This window comes from Symbiopectobacterium sp. RP (assembly GCF_050472005.1).
GTDB lineage: Bacteria > Pseudomonadota > Gammaproteobacteria > Enterobacterales > Enterobacteriaceae > Symbiopectobacterium.
This window is the reverse complement of the sequence record NZ_JBGOGS010000002.1, coordinates 654,218-675,022: the sequence shown is the minus strand read 5'-3', so window position 1 is coordinate 675,022 and position 20,805 is coordinate 654,218. Positions and strand designations below refer to the sequence as shown.

Below are 20,805 nucleotides of genomic sequence, written 5' to 3'. Positions count from 1 at the left end.
CCTATGCCGTTAGGGAGAGGGGTTACTCACGCCACAAGATATGGCACATCTTGTTGTCTTTTTCACGGCAAATCAAAATACGCGCAAACACGTCGTTGATCGGGTCGCCATCTTTTTCCGCCAATCCAATCACCACTTCTGCAAAAAAGTCGGGATTCAAATCGACATCGACATGCTCTTGCCAGTCCTCGGCGGGATCAAATAATTCTGCACCACCGCGCTCCTCAAATTGAAGATTGAACAGGATGATATCCACCGGATCGAGGTTGTCAGACGCCAGTTCAAGAAAGATATCGTAAGCTTGCTCGAGCGTTTCATCTTCCGTAAGACGGTTGTTCAGGTCCATAAGGCATTTCCATAGATTCAGTAATGGCACTATTAGAACATGACGGCTCGTCTATTGACAGCGCAACGCACGGCGATTGTCGGGAACCTGAGCATCACAAAAATGGGCTGAAAAAGTAAAACAGGCGCTCGACAATACGCTGCCAGTAAGGACGCTGTTGCCATTTGCTTTCATCCATCAGGCGTGATCGAGCGATGTAATCTTCCTGTACGCAGGCCAGATCGCTGCCGAAACCGTCATCGTCGATCACCAGCGTAATTTCAAAATTGAGCCACAGGCTGCGCATGTCCAGGTTGACGGTGCCTACCAGACTGAGTTGCTCGTCGACTAACACGCTTTTGGTGTGCAGTAATCCATCTTGAAACTGATAGATTTTTACCCCTGCGGTAAATAATTCATTGAAAAACGCGCGGCTGGCCCAACCGACCAAGACGGAGTCGTTTTTGTGCGGCAGGATAATACTGACATCGACGCCGCGCTGTGCCGCCGTGCAGATAGCGTGCAGCAGATCGTCACTGGGGACGAAGTAGGGTGTGGTCATGATCAACTGGTGTCGTGCGGAGTAGACGGCCGTCAGCAACGCTTGGTGGATCATGTCTTCGGGGTAGCCCGGACCTGATGCAATCACCTGCACAGTATGCCCACGTTCCTGCTCGAACGGCATCAAACCGACATCTGGCGGCAGCAGCAGCAGGCGTTGACCCGTTTCCATTTCCCAGTCGCAGCAATAGATAATGCCCATGGTGGTGGTGATCGGACCTTCAATACGAGCCATCAAATCGACCCAGTGGCCGACGCCTGCATCCTGTTTGAAAAAGCGTGGATCGACCATGTTCATGCTGCCGGTATAGGCAATCCGGTTATCAATCAGGACCACTTTGCGGTGCTGTCGCAAATCCATGCGACGCAGAAAAGCACGGAACAGGTTTACCTTGAGGGCTTCCACTACCTCAATCCCTGCCTCGCGCATCTGTGAGGGATAGGTACTGTGAAAGAAATCGACGCTGCCCGCAGAATCGAGCAAAATTCGACAGGTTACACCGCGCTGAGCCGCTTTCTTCAAGGCCGCAGTAACCTGTTCAACCAGTCCGCCTGGTTGCCAGATGTAAAACACCATCTCAATGTCGCTGCGTGCCAGATCAATATCACGCACCAGCCCTTTGATGGTATCTTCAAAAGTGGTCAGCAACTGCAACTGGTTTCCCTTGATACCACCGATCCCCTGACGACGTTCGCACAGTTGGAACAGTGAGCGCGCCACTTTACTGTTTTCAGTGGCGAAGATCTGCCGATACTCAGCCAACTCCAGCAGCCATTTAGCCGTTGATGGCCACATGCGGCTGGCGCGTTCGGCGCGTCGCTTACCCAGATGCAGCTCGCCAAACGAAAGGTAGGCGATGATACCGACCAGCGGCAGAATATAGATGACCAGCAACCAGGCCATTGCAGAAGGAACCGCACGGCGCTTCATCAAGACACGAAGCGTAACGCCAGCGATCAGCAGCCAGTAACCCAGAACCAGTAGCCAACTAAACAGAGTGTAAAAAGTCGTCATAGCAGCACACAGATCCCTTCGGCACACGATTGACATAAAGTGTACGCATAGTTTGCCAAAAGAGGAAATTCCTTTCGTCTGAATAGAATAGGAAGAAATTGCCGGTACAGACACAGCAAAAAGAGCACGACGCTTGGATTGACCTGAAAACGCGCTATACTACCACGCCGCACCCCCTCCCGTTTTCGATAAAGAGTGTTGTCATGGGACGCAGCAGAAATGAAGTGATCCGGTGGAGCATGTTACGCCAGGTTCAGCGGCGCAGAGGCCGTTGGTTGGAAGCCCAGTCACGCACTTATCGGCATATTCACTATGCCCGTTATCTGCAACAGAAACATCAGCGTCGTGCTCTGCTGTATGCGGTGGCCTACGAGTGGTAGTTGTCTAAACGGACGTGTAAGCAATCTGAACGGCCACGCATTGTGGCCGTTATTGTTTAGTGTTGTCCGTGTGCTGCTAGCGCACGATACCCAATAGTGCGGATGATGCGGGTTGCTCCGTATCCAGCGCGTTTGACGTTGGTAAGGTGAAGAGGGTGACGGATGAGCGCGAGCCTGTACACGAGATTGTGTAATTGCCTGATTTTGATATGTTCAATCCAACATCAAAAGCAGGTTACTTTATGGACGAAAAACAGTTACAGGCTCTGGCTAACGAGCTGGCCAAAAATCTCAAAACCCCTGACGCTCTCAACCAGTTTGATCGCCTGCTGAAAAAGATCTGCGTTGAAGCTGCCCTTAATGCTGAAATGACCCATCACCTCGGGCATGAGAAGCACCAGTCCAAATCTGGAACTAACACGCGCAATGGCTACTCCACAAAGACTGTTACCACCGGCGATGATCCGCTGGAACTGCGTACACCACGTGATCGTGATGGTTCCTTTGAACCGCAACTGGTGAAGAAGAACCAGACCCGGCTCACCCGGATGGATAACCAGATTTTATCGTTGTATGCCAAAGGGATGACCACCCGCGAAATTGCCGCTGCGTTCAAAGAGCTGTATGACGCGGATGTCTCACCCGCCCTGGTATCGAAGGTCACCGATGCCGTTATGGAGCAGGTTGTTGAATGGCAAAATCGCCCCCTGGATGCGGTTTATCCCATTGTTTACCTTGACTGTATCGTTCTGAAAGTCCGGCAGGACAGCCGCGTTATCAATAAGTCTGTGTTCCTGGCGCTGGGTATCAATATCGAAGGCCAGAAAGAGCTACTGGGGATGTGGCTGGCCGAAAATGAAGGTGCAAAGTTCTGGCTGAACGTGCTGACAGAACTGAAAAACCGTGGCCTGACCGACATCCTCATTGCCTGTGTGGACGGCCTGAAAGGGTTCCAGGAGGCCATCAACACGGTCTACCCGGAAGCCCGCATCCAGCTGTGCATCGTGCACAAAGATGTTGAACAATATCAAGATGCTTACCAAAAAGAACGTGCAGAGCGTTTTGGCGTTTGTCAGAAGGCCATTTGGCAAGCTCTTAAAAAGCTGGGATTGACCTATAAAAAAAACTCTACCCCATCCGAAAGCCGACGAAAGCGCCCGGCAAGCATTTCAACAAAAAATACAACAGTATGAAAAAGAAGGTAAACCTATTGTTTTTATTGATGAAAGTGGTTTTCCACACGATACCCCACGGACTCACGGCTATTCCCCAAAAGGTCAACGGTGTTTTGGGCTGAAGAACGGGGGAGCCAAGGGAAGAACAAATGTTATCGGCGCGTTATTAGGCACAACGCTGTTTGCTATCGGATTATTTGATATCAATATTAACAGCGATGTTTTCTATTCCTGGGTCACACAAGTCCTTATCCCAGTACTCCCTAAAAACAGGGTAATCGTGATGAACAATGCAACTTTTCACAAAAAACATAATATTCAACAAGTCATCATCGATGCAGGGTATATGGTGGAGTATTTGCCTACATATAGCCAACCGACTTAAAAATGATTACAACAGATACCCTGATATGCGGAAAAAAAGCATAGCTGGCTGTTATCAAAATAATGTCGGTTGGCTATATTATCGAGTTCAGCGACCGCCTTGACGGTCACTTCTGAGGAAAGGCATTTACACAAAATCTTAAACAGGCTCTCATGCAATAAAAAACCATTCTGACGTCGTCGGAATGGTTTTTTTACACTGAAGCCCACCAACTCGATTTCGCCAGATACCGGCTCAGACGGAAAGGCTCATCATTTCCTGATAAGCAGCAACCAGCTTGTTACGTACCTGGATACCCATTTGCATATTGATTGAGGATTTCTGTAAATCCACCATCACATCATTCAATTCAACGCCCGGTGTACCCAAGGTGAACTTTTGCGATTGCTCACGTGCGGCTTGTTGAGTGCCACTAATGTTATCCAATGCAGACTTTAGCTCACTCGCAAAACCAAGTTCTATAGTCGGTTTAACGCCAGGATTGTTCCCCGCTTGTAACGCGGTAGCCTGCAATTGCTGCACTACGCTCTCAATACCTTGAACTGACATTGTCTCTCACCTTTTCCGACAGGAATGCCCCACAACTTTCGCAAATGATTTTGCGACAAGGGGCTTACTGCCCCACTCTTCCATCGCACAAAAAATCACCCAATTATAGCCAACCGACTTAAAAATGATTACAACAGATACCCTGATATGCGGCAAAAAATCATAGCTGGCTGTTATCAAAATAATGTCGGTTGGCTATAACACAGTGCACTAAACTACCATATCAGTCTTATCCTAAAAGGCGTAAAAGACGGGGAAAATGCCACCTTATCAGAGCATCGTTTTTGCCGTTACGGAAAATAATACTATGCTGACAAAAGTAGGTGCACGTATTAACGATTGCGCAATCAGGGAGTGCTGTTTTGTTACGTACCAACGTTAATTTTATCGCTCAACAACCAAGCAGAGAACGAGTATGAACGCCGCAACCGGTTTTATGTCCGGTGGAAAAGGGTTTGGCGAGATACTCAACCGCTTGCGCGCCAATCCTAAAATTCCCCTGTTAGTTGCTGCGGCCGCTGCAATTGCAATTGTTGTCGCTATGGTACTATGGGCAAAAGGCCCTGATTACCGGGTGCTCTACAATAATGTCAATGACCGTGATGGTGGAGCCATTGTCAGCGAACTGACAAAAATGAATATCCCTTATCGATTTGCTGAAGGTGGTAGTGCAATCCTGATCCCTTCAACAAACGTGTATGAAACCCGTTTACGCTTGGCTCAACTGGGGCTTCCCAAAGGCGGGGCGGTTGGTTTTGAATTGCTTGATCAGGAAAAGTTTGGTATCAGCCAATTTAGCGAGCAGATCAACTATCAGCGGGCGCTAGAAGGCGAACTGTCACGGACCATTGAAACGCTCGGCCCCGTGCAAACAGCACGAGTGCATCTGGCGATACCTAAGCCCTCACTGTTTGTTCGCGAACAAAAGGCACCTTCTGCGTCCGTAACGTTAAACTTGCAACTTGGCCGTGCCTTGGATGAAGGGCAAATCAACTCCATCGTCTACATGATTTCAAGCAGCGTGTCTGGCTTGCCCCCCGATAACGTCACCGTTGTAGACCAGATGGGCCGCCTGTTCACCTCCGCAGGTGCTGCTGGACGCGATATAAATGCGACACAGCTGAAATATGTGACAGAAATCGAGTCTATGTATCAGCGCCGCATTGAAGCCATTATTGCCCCGATTGTCGGCGGCGGAAACGTGCATGCGCAAGTGACAGCACAGGTCGACTTTTCCGCACGTGAACAAACCGATGAACAATACCAGCCCAACTCTGCACCAAATCAAGCCGCTATTCGCTCACAACAAACCAGTCAAAGTGAGCAGCGTGGTGGGCCCAACGTGGGCGGCGTCCCTGGTGCATTATCTAACCAGCCGGCACCGGCACCCACAGCGCCTATAGCAACACCGGCAAATAACGCCGCTAATGCTAACAATGCGAACCAAAATCAAAACAATAACCAGAACCCGCAGCAGGCCAACCAGCAGAATCAAAATGCAGCGACGGGCGCGCAAGGTAATGCGGTTATACAAACGTCAAACTCACGTAATGGTGCAACAACAAACTACGAAGTTGATAAGACCATTCTGCATATCAAACACAGCACCGGAAGCATTAAGCGTCTTTCTGTTGCCGTTATAGTCAACTATCTGCCACTAGGGGAAGACGGTAAGCCTATCGCCTTGTCGGAAGAGCAGATAAAGCAAATTGACACCGTTGTGCGCGAAGCCATGGGTTTTTCAACAGAGCGTGGTGACTCACTAAACGTTGTCAACACACCGTTTATGTCTACCAGTGATGCTGCCAGCGAACTCCCCTTCTGGCAGAAACAGGCCTTCTTCGAGCTGATGGTTGAAGTCGGACGGTGGCTTCTGGTTCTTATTGTCGCTTGGATCGTTTGGCGTAAGCTGGTAAGACCGCAATTCAAGAAACGTGAGGAACAGCTGGCTGCGGCTAATGCAGCGGCACAAATGCGCGACAATTCTAACGATGTCATCGTCAAGCTGAGCAAAGACGAAGAAGAACTGCAACGTCGCTCACAACAGCGCATCAACACCGAGTTGCAAATCCAGCGTGTACGCGATCTGGCAGAAAACGATCCGCGCGTCGTCGCCCTGGTGATTCGCCAATGGATGAGTACTGAACTATGAGTATGACAGGCACAGAAAAGAGCGCCATCTTGTTGATGACCGTGGGCGAAGATCGCGCAGCAGAGGTATTTACCCACCTCTCAACGCGTGAAGTGCAGCATTTGAGTACGGCAATGGCGAATCTGCGCCAAGTCTCGCCGCAACAATTGGCAGAAGTACTCAAAGAGTTCGAGATGGAAGCAGAACAATACGCCGCATTGAGCGTTAATGCCGGTGATTATCTGCGCTCGGTGCTGGTGAAAGCGCTGGGCGAAGAGCGCGCATCCAGCCTGTTGGAGGATATCCTTGAAAGCCGCGAAACGAGCGGCGGTATCGAAACCCTCAACTTTATGGAGCCGCAAACTGCCGCAGATATTATTCGCGACGAGCACCCACAAATCATTGCAACCATCCTAGTGCGTTTAAAACGGGCGCAGGCTGCGGATATTCTGGCACTGTTTGATGAGCGGTTGCGTAACGATGTCATGCTACGTATTGCCACCTTCGGCGGCGTTCAACCTTCAGCGTTGGCAGAACTGACCGAAGTGTTGAATGGCTTGCTGGATGGTCAGAACGTGAAACGCAGCAAAATGGGTGGTGTTCGTACTGCGGCCGAGATTATCAACCTGATGAAGAGCCAGCAGGAAGAGGCGGTTATCGATGCTGTGCGCGAGTTCGATGGCGAACTGGCACAAAAAATCATCGACGAAATGTTCCTGTTCGAAAACCTTATCGATGTGGACGATCGCAGTATCCAACGCCTGTTGCAGAAAGTGGAATCCGAATCGCTGCTGTTGGCACTGAAAGGCTCCGACGAGCCGTTGCGCGAGAAGTTCCTGCGCAATATGTCGCAGCGTGCGGCAGAAATTCTGCGCGACGATCTCTCGAATCGCGGCCCGGTTCGCATGTCTCAAGTGGAAAACGAGCAGAAAGCCATCCTGCTTATTGTGCGTCGTCTGGCCGACAGCGGCGAGATGATCATCGGTGGCGGCAAGGATGCTTATGTCTGATGCCGCTGACAACATGGCTTGGAAGCCCTGGAAGCTGAAAGATTTGGCATCCCCGTTTGATGCCCAGCCTGAACCGGAAATCGACGTTGTCGAGCCGGAAGCAGCAGCCCCAGAGTCGGTGTATCAATTCCGCTCGTTTGAGGCGGAACTGGAAAGTATGCGTGAGCAGACCATGCGGCAGGCGCGTGAAGCAGGTTTTGCCGAAGGACGCCAACAAGGCTATGACGCAGGGTATCAGGAAGGGCTGACTGCTGGTACGCAACAAGGTACGCAAGATGCCTTGCTGCAACAGCAGCCTATGATTGAGCATATGCAGCAGTTGGTGAGTTCATTCCAGCAGACATTGGATGCTATGGACAGCGCTATTCCAGCGCGCTTGACGCAATTAGCCCTGACCGTTGCAAAACAGATTATTGGTCAGGCATCGCTGTGCGATGGCACCGCGTTGCAGCATCAGATTCAACAGTTGATCCAGCAAGAGCCGTTGTTCAGTGGGAAAGCGCAATTACGGGTCAACCCCAGCGATCTCGAGTGCGTAGAAGCAGCGCTTGGACCCACACTGGAACAGCACGGCTGGCGATTGTTAGCCGACGGTCAACTGCATCCAGGCGGATGTAAAGTGAGCGCAGAGGAAGGCGATCTCGATGCCAGCCTCGCCACGCGCTGGCATGAGCTATGCCGATTGGCCGCGCCGGGAGAGTTATGATGACCCATCACCTCGCACGTTGGTTTGCCGAATTGGACGCTTTCGAAAAGCGCATCAAAGAGACACCGTCCGTGCGTCGTTACGGGCGCTTAAAGCGTGCGACCGGGTTGGTGCTGGAAGCGACAGGACTACAAATGCCCTTGGGCGCTACCTGCCTGATTGAACGCCACATGTGCACTAAAACAGATGAAGTTGAGTGCGAGGTAGTTGGCTTTAACGGTCAGAGCCTGTTCCTGATGCCACTGGAAGAAATGGAAGGCATCACACCGGGTGCGAGAGTCTATGCCCGTGCCACGACGCAGGGTGTGGTGCAAGGGAAGCAATTGCCTTTAGGGCCGGAGTTGCTTGGTCGCGTGCTTGATGGCAGCGCTAAACCGCTTGATGGTCTACTGCCCCCGGAAACCGGCTATCGCGCACCGCTGATGACTGCGCCTTTTAACCCACTCCAGCGTACACCGATTGAAGATGTGCTGGACGTGGGCGTACGCGCCATCAACGCACTGTTAACTGTGGGCCGTGGCCAACGTATGGGCTTGTTTGCCGGTTCCGGTGTCGGTAAAAGCGTGCTGCTGGGTATGATGGCACGCTATACCAAAGCAGACGTTATCGTCGTCGGATTGATCGGCGAACGCGGTCGCGAAGTGAAAGATTTTATTGAAAACATACTGGGTGACGAAGGGCGAGCGCGTTCAGTGGTCATCGCCGCGCCGGCGGACGTCTCTCCCCTGCTGCGTATGCAGGGAGCCGCTTATGCAACGCGTATTGCTGAAGATTTTCGCGATCGCGGTCAGCACGTATTGCTGATCATGGATTCTCTAACGCGTTATGCCATGGCGCAACGTGAAATTGCGTTGGCTATCGGTGAGCCACCGGCCACCAAAGGCTATCCACCATCAGTGTTTGCCAAGCTCCCTGCGCTGGTTGAACGTGCGGGCAATGGTATTCACGGCGGCGGGTCGATTACCGCGTTCTATACGGTGCTGACCGAAGGTGATGACCAGCAGGACCCGATTGCGGACTCCGCGCGTGCTATTCTGGATGGACATATTGTTCTGTCGCGCCAGTTGGCCGAATCCGGTCACTATCCGGCCATTGATATTGAAGCGTCAATCAGCCGCGCCATGACCGCGCTAATTGATGAAAAGCACTACGCCTCGGTAAGATTGTTTAAGCAATTACTCTCCAGTTACCAACGTAACCGGGATTTAATAAACGTAGGGGCTTACGCGCCGGGCAGCGATCCGACGCTTGACCAGGCTATTCGCCTCTACCCACAGCTTCAGGATTTTTTGCAGCAAGGCATGTTTGAACGCAGTGGTTATGAAGCCTCTTGTCAGGCTTTAAACGTCATTTTTCCCCGTAGCGAGTAGGAGGACAGATGAAAACGCAGTCACCGCTGGTTACACTACGTGAATTAGCCCAAAAAGAGGTCGAAAAAGCAGCGACCCAATTGGGACAAGTGCGTAAAGCCTATCAACAAGCTGAACAACAACTGAATATGCTGTTAAACTATCAGGAAGATTATCGCGGTAGGTTACAAGTGACGATGTCTGAGGGCATGGCCAACACCAGTTGGCAGAATTTCCAGCGATTTATTCAAACGCTGGACGTCGCTATTGATCAGCATCAGAAACAACTGCAACACTGGAATTCACGCTTGGATCTGGCGATGAAAACCTGGCAGGAAAAGCAAAAGCGCCTCAATGCGTTCGAGACGCTACAAGAAAGAGAAGATATCAGGCAGCTCGCACACGAGAACCGCCTCGATCAAAAACGGATGGATGAATTTGCCCAACGTGCCTCTCTGAGGAAAACAGATTTATGATGCTGCCAATCGTTACCACAACAGCAAGCACCGGGGTCAGTGACACCGCAGGATCGGCTTCGGGGTTGCCTACAACGGATCAATTGCCTCAGGATTTCGTTCAACTGTTATCTCTGTACCTGCCAAATAAAGCGACCACCACCGCCGTGCCATCTGAAAACACAGCGGTGCTGAGCGGAAAAGACAGCAAGCAAAAACTGTTGGATGCGTTGACAGCACAAGATATTGATTTAAGCCAGCAGGATCTGAATACCCTGCTCAACGCCGTTAACGGGCAAGACAATCTGGATGACAAAACGTTGTCAGAATTGGTGACGTCATTGCGCAAGTCTTTTGCTCAAGGCAAAGACACCCCCCTTGAGAAGGGTAACGACGAGGCTTCATTAACCGACACCCAGGCAGTGCAAGCGCTGCTGGCGATGTTATCGCCAGCAGTAACTGCCGTTGCGCCGCAAAGTGGCGAGATGTCGTCTTTGCTTCAGGCAGCACAGTCGCTGTCAATACCTAGTTTGAATCAGTCAGCACAGCTAAATACCGCTGATAGCGCAAGCGCGTCTGCATCCTTGTTTGGTACACTCGCCGCGCGCGATGCGCTGACTAGCGGGAGTGATACGCTGTCAACAGCCGCATCCAATGCCAAGAACAGCCGTGCAACATCAAACGATGCGGCGCGCGTCCAGGCACAGGTTGATGACAGCAGTGCCATGCAGGATAAATCGGCAGCTGTAGCCCACACCATCGCCGATGTAGCCAAACAGGATAGCAATGGCAGCCAAATGCCGTTGACCGCACATACGACTCCGGTGAGTCTGGCACCCAATGCACAGACTTCAATGACGAACAACATTGCACAACCGGGTGCGAGCGCGCAGTTAAATGCGCAATTAGGCACAATCCAGTGGCAGGACTCTCTTGGTCAGCAAATCATCATGCTCAGCCGCAGCGGGCAGCAAAGCGTACAATTACGCTTGCACCCTGAAGAGCTGGGCACATTGCATATTTCGCTGCGACTGGATGATAATCAGGCACAAATCCATTTAGCATCGGCAAACAGTCAGGTGCGTAGTGCCCTTGAGGCTGCGTTACCTCACTTGCGTACAGCCATGGCAGAAAGCGGTATCAACCTCGGCCAAAGCAGCGTAGCGAGTGATAATAGCGGTTGGCAGCAAGCCCAACAGCAAATGGCGAGTAATAACAACGATACCGGTGATAACAACGCATCTTATCGACAGCAATTTGCGTCTTCCGCGCCCTATGGCGATGAAGGAAGCGAGATTGATATGTCAAGCACAGTCCGCGCAAGACCAGTGAGCGGTGTCGATATTTTTGCATAAACATTAGGTAAACGAACAAGTTAGCGCGATTTTTCTGGTTTATTCCTTGTATTGAATGGACGAATAGACCGGATAATCATTAACGTCATATATTCATTTAGTGCTGCTCCATATTGGCATTAGATGTTGATTAATAAAAGGAATTCTCTTTGGCTATATCTGACATGCAAGCTGGTTCACAGCGTAAGCGATCTATCTGGGTGATACTGCTTATTATCATTGCGCTGGCGGCAACAGGAGCTGCGGGCGTAGTATGGTGGATCTTGTACCACAAGTCCTCTTCCGCTGAGCAGCAAGTGGCGCCACCGCCTCCAGCGCCCGTACTTATGCCGCTGGACACGTTCACTGTCAATTTGGTCAATGCAGACAATAACCCCGATCGGGTACTTTATGTCGGTTTCACATTACGTCTGTCAGACGAAGAAACCAGAACACGTTTGACGAATTACCTCCCTGAGGTGCGTAGCCGCTTGTTATTGCTGTTGTCGCGTCAGGATGCCATCTCCTTGGCAAATGAGCAGGGTAAGCAGAAGCTGATTGAACAAATCAAGCAGGTGCTTAGCCCCCCACTTGTCCCCGGACAGCCGAATCAGGTCGTTACTGACGTCTTATTCACTGCCTTTATTTTGCGGTAATTCTTATGGGCGATAGCATTCTCTCTCAAGCAGAAATTGACGCATTGCTCAACGGCGGCAGCAGTGATGATGCCAGCAGTGCCAACGCCGCCGCGAAATCGGACGGCGATGTGAAGCCTTATGATCCCAATACGCAGCGACGTGTCGTTCGTGAACGTATGCAAGCGCTGGAGATCATTAATGAGCGCTTTGCACGTCAATTCCGTATGGGGTTGTTCAACCTGCTACGACGTAGCCCGGACATCACCGTTGGTGCAATTAAAATACAGCCTTACCATGAGTTTGCGCGCAACCTGCCGGTGCCGTCGAACCTTAACCTGATTCACCTGAAACCGTTGCGTGGTACGGCGTTGTTTGTGTTTTCGCCAAATCTGGTGTTCATTGCGGTAGACAACCTGTTCGGCGGTGATGGACGCTTTCCTACCAAAGTGGAAGGACGCGAGTTCACTAACACCGAGCAGCGTATCGTAAAACGCATGTTGCGTTTGGCACTTGACGCCTATGGCGAAGCCTGGAATGCCATCTACAAACTCGACATCGAGTATGTGCGTTCTGAGATGCAAGTAAAATTCACCAACATCACGACATCACCGAACGATATTGTGGTGACTACGCCTTTTCATGTTGAAATTGGTACGCTGTTGGGTGAGTTCAGCATTTGCATCCCCTTCTCGATGATTGAACCCTTGCGCGAAGTGCTGACCAATCCCCCCTTGGAAAACTCCCGCCAGGAAGATAAGAATTGGCGCGAAACGTTAGCCAAGCAAGTGCAACATTCTGAATTGGAGTTAGTGGCCAATTTTGTTGATATACCGCTGCGGCTTTCCAAAGTATTAAAACTTCAGCCGGGTGATGTATTGCCTATTGATAAGCCCGATCGCATCATTGCACACGTTGATGGCGTTCCGGTACTGACCAGTCAATACGGCACACTGAATGGGCAATATGCATTACGCGTCGAACATTTGATTAACCCTATTTTGAATTCTCTAAATAATGAGGAACAGCCCAATGAGTGACACCAAGCAACCGTCCGACGACAAGGAATCCGTGGACGATCTGTGGGCTGATGCGTTTAACGAGCAACAAGCCGCAGAAAAACCAAGCGCAACGGACAATATCTTCAAAAGTCTGGATCCTTCCGATGCACTCGGCAGTTTGCAGGATATTGACCTTATCCTCGATATTCCGGTAAAGCTGACCGTTGAACTCGGCCGCACCAAGATGACCATCAAAGAACTGCTGCGCTTAACGCAGGGTTCCGTGGTGGCGTTAGATGGGTTAGCGGGTGAACCCTTGGATATTCTTATCAACGGCTATCTGATTGCTCAGGGTGAAGTCGTGGTGGTATTGGATAAATATGGCGTACGTATTACCGATATTATTACACCTTCTGAGCGGATGCGTCGTTTGAGTCGCTAATGGCCGATACCCAACCTCTTGCTCCTGCGCCGTCGGCACCGGTCTCTCAGGCCACGACGCAGGTTACCGCCGCCCCCTTCCCCGCCAGTACGCTGCTTACTCAGGTAGGCACTGTGCTGGTTGGTGTTTTGATGCTCATTCTGGCGATTGCCTGGGTGGTGCGTAAGCTCGGGTTAACCCCCCCTGTTAGACAAAATAATCAGGTCAAGGTAGTTTCAAGCTGCCAAGTCGGGCAACGTGAACGCGTTGTGGTGGTCGAAATTGAGGATACCTGGCTGGTACTGGGTGTAACGGCACAACAGATTACGCCGTTGCACACGCTGCCCGCTCAAGAAATGGACGACGCGCCTGCTGGCGAGATGGCCATACCGGCCAATTTCCGGCAATTATTACACAAAGTCATCAAACGTCCGGAAAAATCGGAATGAAAGTGTGTCTTCATATTCCATCGTTCTCAATGCTGAAGCGCGGACTGCCGGCACTTGCCGCCATTCTGCTGCTCTTTACACCCACTCTTCTCTGGGCACAGTTGCCCGGAATTATCAGCCAGCCCCTCGCCAATGGCGGTCAGAGTTGGACCTTACCGGTTCAAACGCTGGTGTTCCTGACGTCATTGACGTTTATTCCGGCCACCATGCTGATGATGACCTGTTTTACGCGTATCATCATTGTCTTGGGCCTATTACGTAACGCATTAGGCACACCGACCGCGCCTCCCAACCAGGTTCTGTTGGGTTTGACGCTGTTTCTGACTTTTTTCATCATGTCTCCGGTTCTGAACCGGGTTTACGATGAGGCCTATGTGCCGTTCAGTCAGGATCAAATCAGCATGCAAACGGCCATTGAGCGCGGTGCTCAGCCTTTACGCGAATTCATGCTGCGCCAGACACGACAAGCCGACCTGGCATTGTTTACGCGTCTGGCACAGATGGGGGAAATCCAGGGGCCAGAGGCGGTTCCGATGCGCGTCCTAGTACCTGCGTTTGTCACCAGTGAATTAAAAACCGCCTTCCAGATTGGCTTTACCATTTTTATTCCTTTTTTGATTATCGACCTGGTGGTTGCCAGTGTGTTGATGGCGCTCGGTATGATGATGGTGCCGCCGGCCACCATTTCGTTACCGTTCAAGCTTATGCTGTTTGTACTGGTCGACGGATGGCAATTGTTGCTCGGTTCACTCGCGCAAAGTTTTTACAGTTAATTCCTACTAAGGTCGCCCGATGACGCCAGAATCCGTAATGGCTTTAGGCTATGAAGCAATGAAGGTCGCACTGGCGCTCGCAGCCCCACCTCTGCTATCAGCGCTGTTCAGCGGCTTGATTATCAGTCTGTTACAGGCTGCAACCCAGATCAACGAAATGACGCTCTCCTTCATTCCCAAAATTTTAACCGTGTTTTTCACGCTGGTGATCGCAGGGCCTTGGATGATAAGCCTGATGCTCGATTATATGCGCACGTTGTTCGGTCAGCTGCCGACAATCATTGGCTAGCCATGCTGACGCTCGATAATACACAATGGGACATCTGGGTCAATCAGTTCCTACTGCCTCTGATTCGCATCCTTGCTTTAATTACCACCTGCCCAGTTTTCAATGAACGCGTTGTTCCAGCTCGGGTTAAAATCTGTCTGGGAATTGTCATTACTATGCTTGTTGCGCCTTATTTGCCCATCAACACAACACCCTTATTTTCTGCAGCCGGTATCTGGATTATTCTCCAGCAACTGCTTATTGGTGCCGCTCTCGGGTTTACTATGCAACTGGCCTTTGCTGCGGTCAGGCTGTCGGGCGAACTCATCGGTATGCAGATGGGATTGGCATTTGCCACCTTTTTTGATCCCACGGGTGGACCCAACATGCAAGTACTTGCGCGTTTTCTGAATATCATGGCCATGTTGTTGTTTATGGCTTTCAATGGTCATTTATGGATGATATCGCTGATCGCCGATAGCTTTCATACGCTGCCTATTAGCCCCGCACCGCTGAGTAGTGATGGATTTTTGGGCTTGGCGCGTGCAGGAAGTTTGATATTCATTAACGGTGTGATGCTCGCGCTGCCTTTGATTACGCTGTTGCTGGCACTCAATATTGCTTTAGGATTACTGAATCGCGTTGCGCCGCAGCTTACCGTTTTTGTGATTGGCTTTCCGCTTACGTTGACTGTCGGTATCATGACGGTTGGTATGCTGCTCTTTCTGTTGGCTCCCTTTGCCGAACATCTTTTTGGTGAGGTATTCGATATCCTCGCCGATGTGCTGACGCGGCTTGCCATCACGCCCTGAGGCTATCCCAGTCAATTCGACGCTAAGATAGAAAATTATTGTCGGGAGAATTCGGTGCAAAAAAGAGATAAAAAAGGGGAAAAGAGATCAGTAAAACAAAAAGCGGCACGTCATTATTAAAATGACATGCCAAAAGAATACGCCCGGTTTAAGCGTATTCAAATCTGTGCCACATCACCGTCGTCAATTACCGACTAATCTGGAACAGTGACATACCCGACATATTTTGATATGTGGTATAAGCAGCTTGTAATGAAGCTTGTTGCATAACATAAGTCGAAATAGCAGATACCCAGTCCGTATCCACTAATGCGCTTTTTGCCTGCGAGTTTGCCATCGTGCGGTCAGCCCCAATCGCATCCAACTGATCAAGTTCTCCTAACTGAATACCGAGCGTAGACTGAACAGACGAGACGTTATTCAGTGAGTTCCGAAGCCCTCTATTTGCCGTATCCAGTGAACTTTGAAGCGCTTCACGCGCCGCATTATCACCGTCAGCAATCGGTGTTTTCAGCGCATTGATAGCGATATCTAAGGTAGCAAACAGATCTTTTTGGATAGAACCATCGGGCTCTTTCACTGTATCCCCCGTCGCACTGTTGAATATCTGTGGTCCAATATTACTTACCGTCATGGTGCGACTGGAATCAACTTGTTGCGATATTGCCGTATGACCCCTCGTGTAGGTTACTACTTTGGTTACAGGGTCTTGCACATAAGGAGCGGTTGTCGTCTGATAGCCTGCGAAAATATAATTACCATTGCCATCCGTAGTATTGGCAATATTCAGTAATTGTGCCTTCAGCCCCTCAAGAACTTCGGCTTGAGTGTTACGGTCATCGTTACTTCCAACACCACCGGCGCTGATCACGGTTGTCGAAGCCGAGGTCATCGCCGTGACAACGCTTTCCAGCACGGTCAATTCCAGTGACATATTTTGCCGAGAAAAAGTTCTGGCCAAAGTAAATTGAGAAGTTTCCGCCTGGGCCTGCCCGATCATGACGGCCTGAGAGGCAGCGATCGGATCGTCAGAAGGTGTCGAAACTTTCGTACCGCTGGCTAATTGCTCGCCAGCTTTCTGCCAAATTGACTGACCATTCAGAATACCATTCATATTCTGCTGATATATCATGCTGGTGCTTAAGCGCATGGTATAAGTTCCTCTTTATTCGATCGCCAATTAGCTGCGGATAGATAACAACGCGTCAAAAAGTGCCTGTGCGGTTTGAATCACTTGCGCATTGGCCATGTAATACTGCTGGTAACGCATCAGATCTCCATATTCTTCGTCCAGATTGACACCCGATACAGACTGTTGCTGAGCAGTGAGCTGTGTAACAACGTTCTTTTGTGCGGTGCTGTTGATCTTCAACGTGTTGGTCTGGTTACCAATATCACCCACGATACTGGCGTAGGCACCGGTAAATGTCGCGGTATTACCCACAATTTTTTCATTCTGCAACGCCAAGAGTGCCTTGGCATTGGTGTTGTCACTGGGACCACCTGATTCGCCGGGCACTTCGTTGCCATCTTCATCCAGCTTGGTTGAAGCTGCAGCCACTTTATTCGGATCGCTGATGGCCACTTTCATATCAATGATGACATCACTTACCGGTTTAAGCAGATAAGTATCACCTACCGCTGTTGGGGTGGCACCATCTGTAATGGTGACTTCAAGTCCATCAAACGAAAGCTTGCCATCGGCATCCGGAGTCAGCCCCGTTATCGTGGTATTAGTAGCGGTACGCGTGATATCCCATGAATTGCCATTGAAATGCATCGAATAATCTGTTGCCTGCACCGATTTTGTATCAGTGTAGGTCGCATTTAACACCGCATTACCGGTATTTTTGCTATTTTCGTAAACAACAGGTCCGCCAAATTGGAATAAATCATCACCAGGATCACCGTTATAGTCATACCCGGCTTTATGTTGGGTATTAAACGCATCCGCGAACGCCAGCGCCAATTGGTTGACCTGATTACGTGTAGTATCAAGGGTATCCGTTCTGAAAGAAATTAATCCACTGAGCTTACCCCCGGATAAGGTGTTGTCACGGAGCTCACTCACACCAACGGTCGGATCGTCATACCCCACAGCAACACGCTGTGGATCGCTGCTAGAGGGAATCGTCACCAAATCAAAGCTGCGCGTGCTCTGAACCAAGTTCATGCCATTCTTGAGTGACACATTGTAAATAGAGCCATCTTGAATTGTGACGTCCACACCCACCAATTTGTTGAGTTCATCCACCAACAAATCGCGCTGATCGAGAAAATCGTTAGGTTGAGCCCCCTGCAAACGCGTGATTTCTTTATTCAGATTAGCAATCTGACTGGTGTAGGTATTTACCTGCCCAACCACGCTTTTGATTTCGCTATTAATGCTTGATTCCATGTCACGCAAGTATTTATCGGTAACCTGAAACTGGTTTACCAACCCTTGCGCTTTGCCGATCATGGTTTGACGGGCTGATGAGTCACCTGCATTATTCGCAACGTTTTGCAGGTTGGTAAAAAATTCCTGCATGGATGTAGAGAGATTGGTTGTACTGCTTGCCAGCAAGTTATCAATTTTCGATATCTGTTCGTAGCTGGTAGTTACCGAACTACTGGTGGCTTGTGCTGAGCGCAATTGGCTGGCAATAAATTGGTTATAATCACGATTAATGGATACCAGATTCACGCCATTACCAATATAAACACCGCCTGTGCTTGTTCCTGTGGCCTGTTCAATCAGCGCAGTCTGTCGGCTGTATCCAGTCACCGCCTGATTACTGATATTGTTGCTGACTGCACTCAATGCTGCCTGTGCTGCCTTCAACCCACTCATCGCGGTATTTACCAAATTGGACATGTAAAATTCCTTTCTACAGGCGTGAATGCCGTACACGTTGAGAATATGCCGAAAGTGCGTTATTCACTTTCATCGCTGATTCAGGTTATCGGCAAAACAGGGAAAATCTTCAGAAAAAAATCAAAATAGTTGGCTTAAATCATGTGTGTAAGCCTTAACTGCTTTTTCACTGGTATTCTTCATTTGTTGAATCATGGTGATCAACTTTTGCGCATACTGAGGATCGGTAGCATAACCTGCACGCTGCAAGGCGTGGGCAGCTTGCTCAGCACTGCCTGCTGCTGCCACATTGCTATAACGTGGGTTGTTGGTCAGCAATTTGACGTAATCACCCAACGCATCCATATAAGAATCATAAACACGGAAGCTTGCCTTGACCTTTTTCGCCACGCCATCTTCATATTCTGTGGTGGTGATTTCGGTAACAGGGCCATCCCAATTGCTACCCGCTTTGATACCAAACAGGTTGTGGCTCGGACGACCATCCGCCGTTGGAATTTCGCGTTGTCCCCAGCCGGACTCCAGCGCGGCCTGAGCCATAATCAAGTGATGAGGGATCCCGCTTTGCTGGCTGGCAATCTGCGCAGGCACAGCGAGTTGCGAAACAAAATTGCTGCTAGAGAGCGGCAACGCCGAGCCGCTGGAAGGTAATTTTGGCAAGGCCTTACGCACCATCTGCTCTAGCTCGGCTGTCGGCATTGTTCTGAGCAGTGTACCGTCAAAACGTAATGGGACTGCTGGAACACTTTCCTCGGTCGTGGTGGAAGAAGGGCTCCCTACGTTCTGCGTAGCCGTAAGTTGCTTAACCATAACATCAGCCAACCCCAGCCCTTTACCAGATGCAATTTGCTGCCCCACCTGCTGATCATACATTGAGGTATAGAGCCGCGTTTGGTCGTTATTGAGCAGCCCATCCTCTATAGAAGCCGAACGCATGCTTTTCATCATCAGCTGAACAAAAATGCCTTCCATCTGGCGCGCTACTGCCCGAATTCCCTCTTTGCTTTGCGGATCGGTAGAAACTTCGCGCTTGAGTGAATTGAGTGACTGCGCGTCATACGCGGCATTATTGAGGGACGGAATATCGGCCATTAGATGATTTCCAGTTTAGCACGCAGACAACCTGCACTCTGCATTGCTTGTAAAATCGACATCAACTCCATCGGTGTCGCCCCCAATGAATTCAGCGCACGCACTACGTTATTCAGATTGGCGCTGGCATTAACCCGCTGTAATGCACCGCCACCTTGCTGGAGTGATATTTCGGTTTGAGGAGTGACTACGGTTTGCCCCCCCGCCAACGGCGTATCTGGTTGGTTTACAACATTTTGCTGGTTGATAGTGACAGAGAGATTACCCTGCGCAATCGCACAACTTTGCAATGTCACTTCACGGTTCATCACCACTGAACCGGTGCGAGAGTTAACGATAACCTTGGCATCCTGCACGCCGATATTCACATCAAGATTCTGTACGTCTGCCAAAAATCGCACCTGAGAACTATTGCTAGGCGTGGCGATCACCTGAATAGTACGTGAGTCAACTGGCGTGGCGCTGCCCCCCAGACCGGAGCGATTAATGGCATCACTCACACGCTGCGCCATGGAGAAATCATCCTGCTTTAATTGCAGCATGATCAGGTTGGATGCACCAAAGGTCGAAGGCAGTTCCCGCTCAATCACTGCGCCGTTAGTAATGCGACCGCCCGCCAATTGGTTGACTTGCACGCTGCTACCGCCTGCGGCCGCACCTGCGCCGCCGACCAGTACGTTACCTTGCGCCAACGCATAGACTTGGTTATCCACCCCTTTTAACGGGGTCATCAGTAACGTGCCACCGCGTAAACTTTTGGCATTGCCCATTGAAGAGACAACCACATCAATGGCTTGCCCAGCACGGCCAAAGGCCGGGAGTTTGGCTGTCACCATCACTGCTGCCACGTTTTTCAGCTGCATGTTAGTGCCTGCCGGCACAGTGATACCCAACTGTGACAACATGTTGGTCAGTGTTTGCGTGGTAAAAGGTGTTTGCATCGTCTGATCACCAGAACCATCAAGCCCCACAACCAAACCATAACCAATCAGGGAGTTTTCCCGCACGCCTTGTATATCGACAAGGTCACGGATCCTGTCGGCCTGCGAACTCGCAGGCAGGAAAGCCACCAAGGCTAACATCAGGCTAAAAAACGACGCGATCCGCATTCGGTACCTCTTC

Annotated in this window: 23 protein-coding genes and 2 pseudogenes; 17 read left to right on the top strand and 8 right to left on the bottom strand. The window is 50.4% G+C overall.

Annotation, left to right across the window (positions count from 1 at the left end; genetic code table 11):
- Nucleotides 1-22 precede the first annotated feature (22 nt).
- Both ACD630_RS21865 and cls read right to left on the bottom strand, forming a co-directional pair.
- Nucleotides 23-346: an HI1450 family dsDNA-mimic protein gene (locus ACD630_RS21865; protein WP_430360638.1), complete on the bottom strand. Its 324-nt coding sequence runs from the start codon at nucleotides 344-346 to the stop codon at nucleotides 23-25.
- Between the two features lie 94 nt (nucleotides 347-440).
- Nucleotides 441-1,901: a cardiolipin synthase gene (cls, locus tag ACD630_RS21860; protein ID WP_430360637.1), complete on the bottom strand. Its 1,461-nt coding sequence runs from the start codon at nucleotides 1,899-1,901 to the stop codon at nucleotides 441-443.
- Nucleotides 1,902-2,104: 203 nt separating this feature from the next.
- On the opposite strand from cls, the gene ACD630_RS21855 reads away from it, so the two are divergent.
- The 4 genes and pseudogenes from ACD630_RS21855 to ACD630_RS21840 all read left to right on the top strand — a co-directional run bounded on the left by ACD630_RS21855 (nucleotide 2,105) and on the right by ACD630_RS21840 (nucleotide 3,841).
- Entirely contained in the window at nucleotides 2,105-2,281 is a 177-nt protein-coding gene (locus ACD630_RS21855) for a YciY family protein (protein ID WP_430360636.1), read from the top strand.
- A 242-nt stretch (nucleotides 2,282-2,523) separates the two neighbouring features.
- A pseudogene (locus ACD630_RS21850) lies at nucleotides 2,524-3,318 on the top strand (IS256 family transposase); the annotation flags it as partial.
- A 21-nt stretch (nucleotides 3,319-3,339) separates the two neighbouring features.
- Nucleotides 3,340-3,474, top strand: a pseudogene (locus tag ACD630_RS21845) (hypothetical protein); the annotation flags it as partial.
- Nucleotides 3,461-3,841, top strand: a complete 381-nt coding sequence (locus tag ACD630_RS21840) for an IS630 family transposase (RefSeq protein WP_430361239.1) — start codon at nucleotides 3,461-3,463, stop codon at nucleotides 3,839-3,841. The pseudogene ACD630_RS21845 and the gene ACD630_RS21840, both read left to right, overlap by 14 nt.
- Before the next feature lie 234 nt (nucleotides 3,842-4,075).
- On the opposite strand, the gene fliE is transcribed toward ACD630_RS21840, so the two are convergent.
- Both fliE and ACD630_RS21830 read right to left on the bottom strand, forming a co-directional pair.
- Nucleotides 4,076-4,390 (bottom strand): flagellar hook-basal body complex protein FliE, encoded by a 315-nt coding sequence (fliE, locus tag ACD630_RS21835; protein ID WP_430360635.1) that lies wholly within the window; start codon nucleotides 4,388-4,390, stop codon nucleotides 4,076-4,078.
- A 6-nt stretch (nucleotides 4,391-4,396) separates the two neighbouring features.
- Nucleotides 4,397-4,570 (bottom strand): hypothetical protein, encoded by a 174-nt coding sequence (locus ACD630_RS21830; protein WP_430360634.1) that lies wholly within the window; start codon nucleotides 4,568-4,570, stop codon nucleotides 4,397-4,399.
- Nucleotides 4,571-4,805: 235 nt separating this feature from the next.
- Here ACD630_RS21830 and fliF point away from each other — a divergent pair, with 235 nt between their 5' ends.
- The 13 genes from fliF (at nucleotide 4,806) to fliR (ending at nucleotide 15,734) form a co-directional block, all read left to right on the top strand.
- Nucleotides 4,806-6,542: a flagellar basal-body MS-ring/collar protein FliF gene (gene fliF, locus ACD630_RS21825; RefSeq protein ID WP_430360633.1), complete on the top strand. Its 1,737-nt coding sequence runs from the start codon at nucleotides 4,806-4,808 to the stop codon at nucleotides 6,540-6,542.
- Nucleotides 6,539-7,531, top strand: coding sequence for a flagellar motor switch protein FliG (gene fliG / locus ACD630_RS21820; RefSeq protein WP_430360632.1), 993 nt, complete (start codon nucleotides 6,539-6,541; stop codon nucleotides 7,529-7,531). Before fliF ends, fliG begins: the two co-directional genes overlap by 4 nt.
- Complete coding sequence (fliH, locus tag ACD630_RS21815; RefSeq protein ID WP_430360631.1) at nucleotides 7,524-8,237, top strand: flagellar assembly protein FliH; 714 nt, start codon at nucleotides 7,524-7,526, stop codon at nucleotides 8,235-8,237. The genes fliG and fliH overlap by 8 nt, the downstream gene beginning before the upstream one ends.
- On the top strand, nucleotides 8,237-9,607 hold the full coding sequence (gene fliI, locus ACD630_RS21810) for a flagellar protein export ATPase FliI (protein ID WP_430360630.1): 1,371 nt from the start codon (nucleotides 8,237-8,239) through the stop codon (nucleotides 9,605-9,607). Before fliH ends, fliI begins: the two co-directional genes overlap by 1 nt.
- Nucleotides 9,608-9,615: 8 nt before the next feature.
- Entirely contained in the window at nucleotides 9,616-10,062 is a 447-nt protein-coding gene (gene fliJ / locus ACD630_RS21805) for a flagellar export protein FliJ (protein WP_430360629.1), read from the top strand.
- A complete protein-coding gene (locus tag ACD630_RS21800) occupies nucleotides 10,059-11,396 on the top strand; it encodes a flagellar hook-length control protein FliK (RefSeq protein ID WP_430360628.1) in 1,338 nt (445 codons plus the stop codon). Before fliJ ends, ACD630_RS21800 begins: the two co-directional genes overlap by 4 nt.
- Before the next feature lie 164 nt (nucleotides 11,397-11,560).
- Complete coding sequence (gene fliL, locus ACD630_RS21795; RefSeq protein ID WP_430361238.1) at nucleotides 11,561-12,031, top strand: flagellar basal body-associated protein FliL; 471 nt, start codon at nucleotides 11,561-11,563, stop codon at nucleotides 12,029-12,031.
- Nucleotides 12,032-12,036: 5 nt separating this feature from the next.
- Complete coding sequence (gene fliM, locus ACD630_RS21790) at nucleotides 12,037-13,050, top strand: flagellar motor switch protein FliM (protein ID WP_430360627.1); 1,014 nt, start codon at nucleotides 12,037-12,039, stop codon at nucleotides 13,048-13,050.
- Nucleotides 13,043-13,453 carry a flagellar motor switch protein FliN gene (gene fliN / locus ACD630_RS21785; protein ID WP_430360626.1) on the top strand — a complete coding sequence of 137 codons (411 nt, stop codon included), beginning with the start codon at nucleotides 13,043-13,045 and terminating at the stop codon, nucleotides 13,451-13,453. The genes fliM and fliN overlap by 8 nt, the downstream gene beginning before the upstream one ends.
- Entirely contained in the window at nucleotides 13,453-13,881 is a 429-nt protein-coding gene (gene fliO, locus ACD630_RS21780; protein WP_430360625.1) for a flagellar biosynthetic protein FliO, read from the top strand. The genes fliN and fliO overlap by 1 nt, the downstream gene beginning before the upstream one ends.
- A 29-nt stretch (nucleotides 13,882-13,910) precedes the next feature.
- Nucleotides 13,911-14,654, top strand: a complete 744-nt coding sequence (fliP, locus tag ACD630_RS21775; protein WP_430360624.1) for a flagellar type III secretion system pore protein FliP — start codon at nucleotides 13,911-13,913, stop codon at nucleotides 14,652-14,654.
- A 19-nt stretch (nucleotides 14,655-14,673) separates the two neighbouring features.
- The gene (fliQ, locus tag ACD630_RS21770) at nucleotides 14,674-14,943 is read left to right on the top strand and encodes a flagellar biosynthesis protein FliQ (RefSeq protein WP_430360623.1); all 270 of its coding nucleotides are present in this window, start codon (nucleotides 14,674-14,676) and stop codon (nucleotides 14,941-14,943) included.
- Between the two features lie 2 nt (nucleotides 14,944-14,945).
- The gene (fliR, locus tag ACD630_RS21765; RefSeq protein ID WP_430360622.1) at nucleotides 14,946-15,734 is read left to right on the top strand and encodes a flagellar biosynthetic protein FliR; all 789 of its coding nucleotides are present in this window, start codon (nucleotides 14,946-14,948) and stop codon (nucleotides 15,732-15,734) included.
- 187 nt (nucleotides 15,735-15,921) lie between these two features.
- On the opposite strand, the gene flgL is transcribed toward fliR, so the two are convergent.
- The 4 genes from flgL to ACD630_RS21745 form a co-directional block, all read right to left on the bottom strand.
- Nucleotides 15,922-16,884 (bottom strand): flagellar hook-associated protein FlgL, encoded by a 963-nt coding sequence (gene flgL, locus ACD630_RS21760; protein WP_430360621.1) that lies wholly within the window; start codon nucleotides 16,882-16,884, stop codon nucleotides 15,922-15,924.
- A gap of 30 nt (nucleotides 16,885-16,914) precedes the next feature.
- Nucleotides 16,915-18,591: a flagellar hook-associated protein FlgK gene (gene flgK, locus ACD630_RS21755; protein WP_430360620.1), complete on the bottom strand. Its 1,677-nt coding sequence runs from the start codon at nucleotides 18,589-18,591 to the stop codon at nucleotides 16,915-16,917.
- 120 nt (nucleotides 18,592-18,711) lie between these two features.
- Complete coding sequence (gene flgJ, locus ACD630_RS21750) at nucleotides 18,712-19,683, bottom strand: flagellar assembly peptidoglycan hydrolase FlgJ (RefSeq protein WP_430360619.1); 972 nt, start codon at nucleotides 19,681-19,683, stop codon at nucleotides 18,712-18,714.
- Nucleotides 19,683-20,792, bottom strand: a complete 1,110-nt coding sequence (locus ACD630_RS21745; RefSeq protein WP_430360618.1) for a flagellar basal body P-ring protein FlgI — start codon at nucleotides 20,790-20,792, stop codon at nucleotides 19,683-19,685. The genes flgJ and ACD630_RS21745 overlap by 1 nt, the downstream gene beginning before the upstream one ends.
- Between the last annotated feature and the right edge of the window lie 13 nt (nucleotides 20,793-20,805).